We start from the raw sequence: 4610 nt of genomic DNA on the forward strand, positions 1-4610 counted from the left end.
GAGGTCCACTGACGCATCTCATGCTGGGCGCCCTTTACACACCGGGACGCATCGCAGGAGATCAATCCATCGCCTGCAGCAGTTGATTGCTGTTGTTTCGAGGAGTGTTTACCGCTCGGCTGACACGGTATGCCTCCATAGCAGGCGACTCGCTGGCCAGCAGCATCGCCATGGCGTCATCGGGTGATGCGGTGATCCACTCGCTGGCTTGGCTGGGATCCAACCACACCGGCATGCGGTCATGGATATCTGCAGACACGCCGCTGCTGTCGCCGGTGATCACGGTGAAGGTGCCGAGGTTGTCGGGGTTGAGCAGGGGGCTGCTGTCCTCCCACAGGCCGGCGGCCCACAGCGGCGTCGCCGCGTGGATGAACCACGGACCCTTCTTCCCGTCCTCGGCGTTGACCGACCACTCGTAGTACCCGGCCATGGGGATCAGGCACCGATGCCTCTTGAAGGCCGAGCGAAACGCTGGCTTGGTGGCCACTGTCTCGATGCGGGCATTGATGGTCGAGCCCTGCAGCTTCTTGGCCTTGGCCCAGAAGGGAAGTAGGACCCAAGCCAGGAGCTGCAGCTGCAGTCCATCGCCGCGGTCCAGTACCACCGCCGCGCGCTGTGTCGGCGCCAAGTTGTAGCTGGCGGGCATCGACAGTAGATCGCCCGCCAGCTGGGGGAAGCCCAGGCTGGCGGCATCTCGGATCGGGGTCTGGACGAATCGGCCGCACATAAGCAGAGCCTCTAGGCCTTGTCCGCTGGCAGTTCGGGCCGTGCGGCCGCGGCGGTGCTATCGGTGCTGGCCTCACCGTAGTTGCCTACTGGGAACCGTGCCACGAAGTCAGCAAATCTGGCCCCAGAAATAGCCTGCCGGCTGTCGCCTTTCGGGCAGATGAGTGCAGCTCCGCCACCAGAGATGTTGATAAGCGCTGGGGCTTCGGTGGCCCAAAACACGTGGTGACATGCGAGACACTCAGCGCGGACAGATTCGATAGCCGAGCAGCTCGTTTGGGTCGCCTGACTGGGATTGCCGACCACCTCGTATAGGTAGAACAGGCCGGTRTTTGGCATCGGTGAGCCTTGAATAGAGGGGGCGAACGATTCGCCGCTAGCCAAGGCACGAGCGTACGGCGGGGAATGCTATGAGGGCGCATTTACGACGGAAGATCTTCGCGCCGTCCTGATCGGGATAGGAAGCGCTGCAAGAAGCTGGTTTGTATACGACTTGCGGCGTGGCGTGGCKGCCGGCGCTAAGGAATAGCTTGGATTTGCTAGGATTCAGTGCCCCAACACTGCTAGAGCCAAACAAAGAATGCAGCTCGATATCTCCATCACGGACTCGCCTAGCGCAGAGTCGCTGGATCTGATTGCCAGCGGGTTGGACCGTTTCAATTTAGATGCCGCCGGTTACGCCGACCGGCGCGAGCTGGCGGTTCTGGCCACCGATCCGGAAACTGGCAAAGTGCTAGGTGGTTTGACTGGCCGGACATCATTGGGGATGTTGTTCGTTGACCTGTTCTACCTCCCCGCGGAACTGCGTGGCCATGACCTTGGCTCGCGCATTCTCGCTGCTGCGGAGGACGAAGCCAGGCGGCGGGGGTGCTGTTCCGGCCTTTTGTACACGATCAGCTTCCAAGCGCCGGATTTCTACGTGAAGCAGGGTTGGCGGGTGTTCGGCGAGATACCGTGCCAACCTGCTGGGACGCGTCGAGTGTTTCTCAGCAAGGACTTGCTGGCGGCCTAGGGCCGGAGGCCCCGTCGAGGTTGCGCTTCCATGCACACACTCGGCGCGCGCCCCCCAACCTCCGGCGCCGGGTCAGCGCGCCCCCGGATCCCGGGCCATTGTCCGCTCAGCCCAGGGAGCCTGGGCCAGCAGCGCGCTGAGACCTTCGCAGGGCGATTACAGCCAGTCGCGGAATCTGAGATCCCGGCCCGTATCCTGCGCGCCATGCTCCCTCCCTGCGACTACACCGAATTCATGATCGCGCCACGGCCACAAGGCTGGGTGCAGCACGGTGCCCACCGGAGCCTGTGGTGGGGGAGCCGTCAGATCGCCAGCGTGCAGCCATGCTCCGATGGCATCCGCGTGACCTTGGCCTGCAGGAAACTCTGGCAGGACAAGCAGGTCCGGGCGGCCAGCATCGACCAGGGCAAGCGGTACGCCGAGCGGTGGTGCGCGGCCCGGATTTTGGCGGGGTGCCGCTGCGACAGGCCGTGCAGCAGCTGACGGCCAAGCCGGAAGAAAGCGCGCAGCCGAAGCGCTCGGCCGCTCAGTTGCAGCAGGAACGACGGCTGCGTGAAGCGCTGAAGCTGGGCTCATGGCCGGCCGCGCCAGAGCTCAAGGCCTATGGCGCACCGCCTCGGTGATCTGCTCCTGATGATCCCTAGGCCCTGATGGACTGATGGAGGGCCGCTTGATACATCGGCTATGGCACGTCGCCCGCAAGCGGGGTGGGGGCAGGCGGCGTTGGGTGAAGGGGTCGTGAGAGGGGCGACGAAAAGGAACAGGCAAGATAGGCCCGTTTAGGGCATGTTGCGGTTTCAGAAGGTTTCGTTAGCTATCGGGGAGTGATCGCAATGAAAGGTTCGGATCGTGGTTGTCTTGCTTGGGTAGCGGGGCTGGCGCTGACAGTGTGGGGCGTCCCTACGGCTCTAGCGCAGAACGGGGCCACAACAGTGGAGTGCCACTCTGTTGGCTACCAGTACAGCGAATGCCGTGCACCGTTGCGCGCGCCGCAGCTGATCCATCAGATCTCAGGCAGCTCCTGTATCTTGAATCGAACCTGGGGTTTCAACCCGAGGACCCACCGCATCTGGGTGGACGAAGGTTGCTCCGGAGTGTTCGCCGACGTGGGTGGCTACCACCACGGCCGCGACGGCACCTATGACAAGGGAAGCCGCCGTTACGACGACCGCGGCAGGGATGCCGGGCTCCTGACTTTGGGTTCGGTGCTAGGAGCAGTGCTTGCGTCGTCGGCCCAGAGCGAGCATCACTCCAACTACCGATCAGACACACACAGCTACGCGCACGGTGGGTACGACGGCTGTCACGGTGAGGGATGTCTGGTGGCCCCCCTCAAGGACCGCGGCGCGGATGGCATCGACACCCGGGCTTCGTTCGACAAACAGGGCAACCCGAACTTTGACACCCAAGGCAACTGGATCGGGTGCCACGGAACCGGCTGCGATGTAGATCCTCCATCCGATCAATCCAACTGAACCGGAGTCCTCGACATGCGCAGCGCTCTTCTTTTCGTCTTTGCCCTTGTCCTGGCTTTCCCCGCGTTGGCTCAGGTCGACAACACGGGGTCCATCAACCAAAGCACGCAGAGCGAGTCCACAAGCTCCACGATCACTACCAGCTCGGGGATGGATTCGGGCGCTCAGACCGACATCTCTGATGAAAGTTCGCCGGAGATGAAGGCCTGGATCAAAAGCAACGAGACCAAGTCGTCTGACAACAAGGGCTTCGGGGTGGGCTTCGGCCCGGACAACGATGACAACGCCGACGATCAGCCGCGCTGGTCCAAGCATCGACCCTCTCGCCCCAAGCCCGAACAGATGGACGGCACGTACCGCATCAATGCGGCCAACGGGCCCTTCCTCTGCACGGTGCGCCTGACCGCCAGTCCTTACTTCGGCGGCTATTTCGCCAGCACCTCTACGGGTTGTCCTGACCTCTGGAAGGTCAGCCGCTGGGATATGCAAGGCCCGACGATTGTCCTTACCAACTCCTCTGGAGATATCTACGCTGCCCTGTGGCCAAGGGATCGCGACGTCTGGGTCGGGAGTGTTTCGGCGACAGGCGACCGAATTTCGCTGAGCCGTTGATAGAGCGTCGGCCGGTGGCTAAAGATGGGCTTTGCCATCGGTCCATGAAGGAAGACGGTGTTGCTGGCCGCCTGGCGCGCCGAGGCAGTGAGCTTGCTAGGCTACTGAAGTCCGTGGTGTTGGCTGCCTGAAGCGGCGCCGGTGGCACAGCTTCGGCACACCGGGCGCCGTTTGCCTTGCCGCATATGAGATGCCCCTCCCTGTGACTGACCCCAAACTGACCCCACGCGTCCGCTAAGTGACTGATTTCACAAGATCGCAATTGATCGCGGGGGATCGGCTTAGTCGTTGTTTTTGTTGATCTTCCGCGACCTTGACATGGTAAGGCTCACCTTGGATGACGCGACAGGCGCGCTCCTATCGCCATGCTGATACCCCTAGGATCTAAACCGACCATATGTACGTCTATCCCCGGGGCGGAAAGCTCTAACACTGCGTCCCGGAACTCGGCCGATATGCGACTGCCAAGAAGGATTCTCCGGAGCTGYCCTGGCAGTTCGATGTACTCACGGTCCGAAATGAACCTCCACTCTGACTCGTATCGCCAGTGTGTTGACTTACAGGTCAGGGCATCAATTGTGTTTGGAAGACCTAGCAGGCCGAAGTTGAGCTTCGGAAGGGCGTCAACGTAGGCTACCTGGTGCAGCTCGGGCTCGGCCGGATCGATTTCAAATTCGAAGGCCAAGCCTTGAGAGCTATCAGCGTAATGTGCCCACATCCGGACGTCTTGCCACTCCGCCGAAAGGCTGCAGACCCTCGACGGACCGTCTAGCGGACTCTTTGCC

The 4610-nt window shown here is 62.1% G+C and carries 6 protein-coding genes and 1 pseudogene; 5 read left to right on the plus strand and 2 right to left on the minus strand.

Features of this window, described 5'->3' with window-relative positions; translation table 11 throughout:
• Positions 1-61: 61 nt before the first annotated feature.
• Positions 62-727, minus strand: a complete 666-nt coding sequence (locus tag ACXJKH_RS15435; RefSeq protein ID WP_457320584.1) for an SOS response-associated peptidase — start codon at positions 725-727, stop codon at positions 62-64.
• A 579-nt stretch (positions 728-1306) separates the two neighbouring features.
• On the opposite strand from ACXJKH_RS15435, the gene ACXJKH_RS15440 reads away from it, so the two are divergent.
• The 5 genes and pseudogenes from ACXJKH_RS15440 to ACXJKH_RS15460 all read left to right on the plus strand — a co-directional run bounded on the left by ACXJKH_RS15440 (position 1307) and on the right by ACXJKH_RS15460 (position 3825).
• Complete coding sequence (locus ACXJKH_RS15440) at positions 1307-1738, plus strand: GNAT family N-acetyltransferase (protein ID WP_457320586.1); 432 nt, start codon at positions 1307-1309, stop codon at positions 1736-1738.
• Between the two features lie 452 nt (positions 1739-2190).
• Positions 2191-2361, plus strand: a complete 171-nt coding sequence (locus tag ACXJKH_RS15445; protein WP_457320588.1) for a hypothetical protein — start codon at positions 2191-2193, stop codon at positions 2359-2361.
• A 210-nt stretch (positions 2362-2571) separates the two neighbouring features.
• Positions 2572-2820, plus strand: a pseudogene (locus ACXJKH_RS15450) (DUF3011 domain-containing protein); the annotation flags it as partial.
• A 12-nt stretch (positions 2821-2832) separates the two neighbouring features.
• Positions 2833-3213 carry a hypothetical protein gene (locus ACXJKH_RS15455; protein WP_457320594.1) on the plus strand — a complete coding sequence of 127 codons (381 nt, stop codon included), beginning with the start codon at positions 2833-2835 and terminating at the stop codon, positions 3211-3213.
• A 15-nt stretch (positions 3214-3228) separates the two neighbouring features.
• Complete coding sequence (locus tag ACXJKH_RS15460) at positions 3229-3825, plus strand: AprI/Inh family metalloprotease inhibitor (protein ID WP_457320590.1); 597 nt, start codon at positions 3229-3231, stop codon at positions 3823-3825.
• A gap of 328 nt (positions 3826-4153) precedes the next feature.
• On the opposite strand, the gene ACXJKH_RS15465 is transcribed toward ACXJKH_RS15460, so the two are convergent.
• The coding region (locus ACXJKH_RS15465; protein ID WP_457320592.1) for a DUF2971 domain-containing protein at positions 4154-4610 on the minus strand (457 nt) is incomplete at its 5' end.

Source organism: Stenotrophomonas sp. P5_B8 (assembly GCF_054049855.1).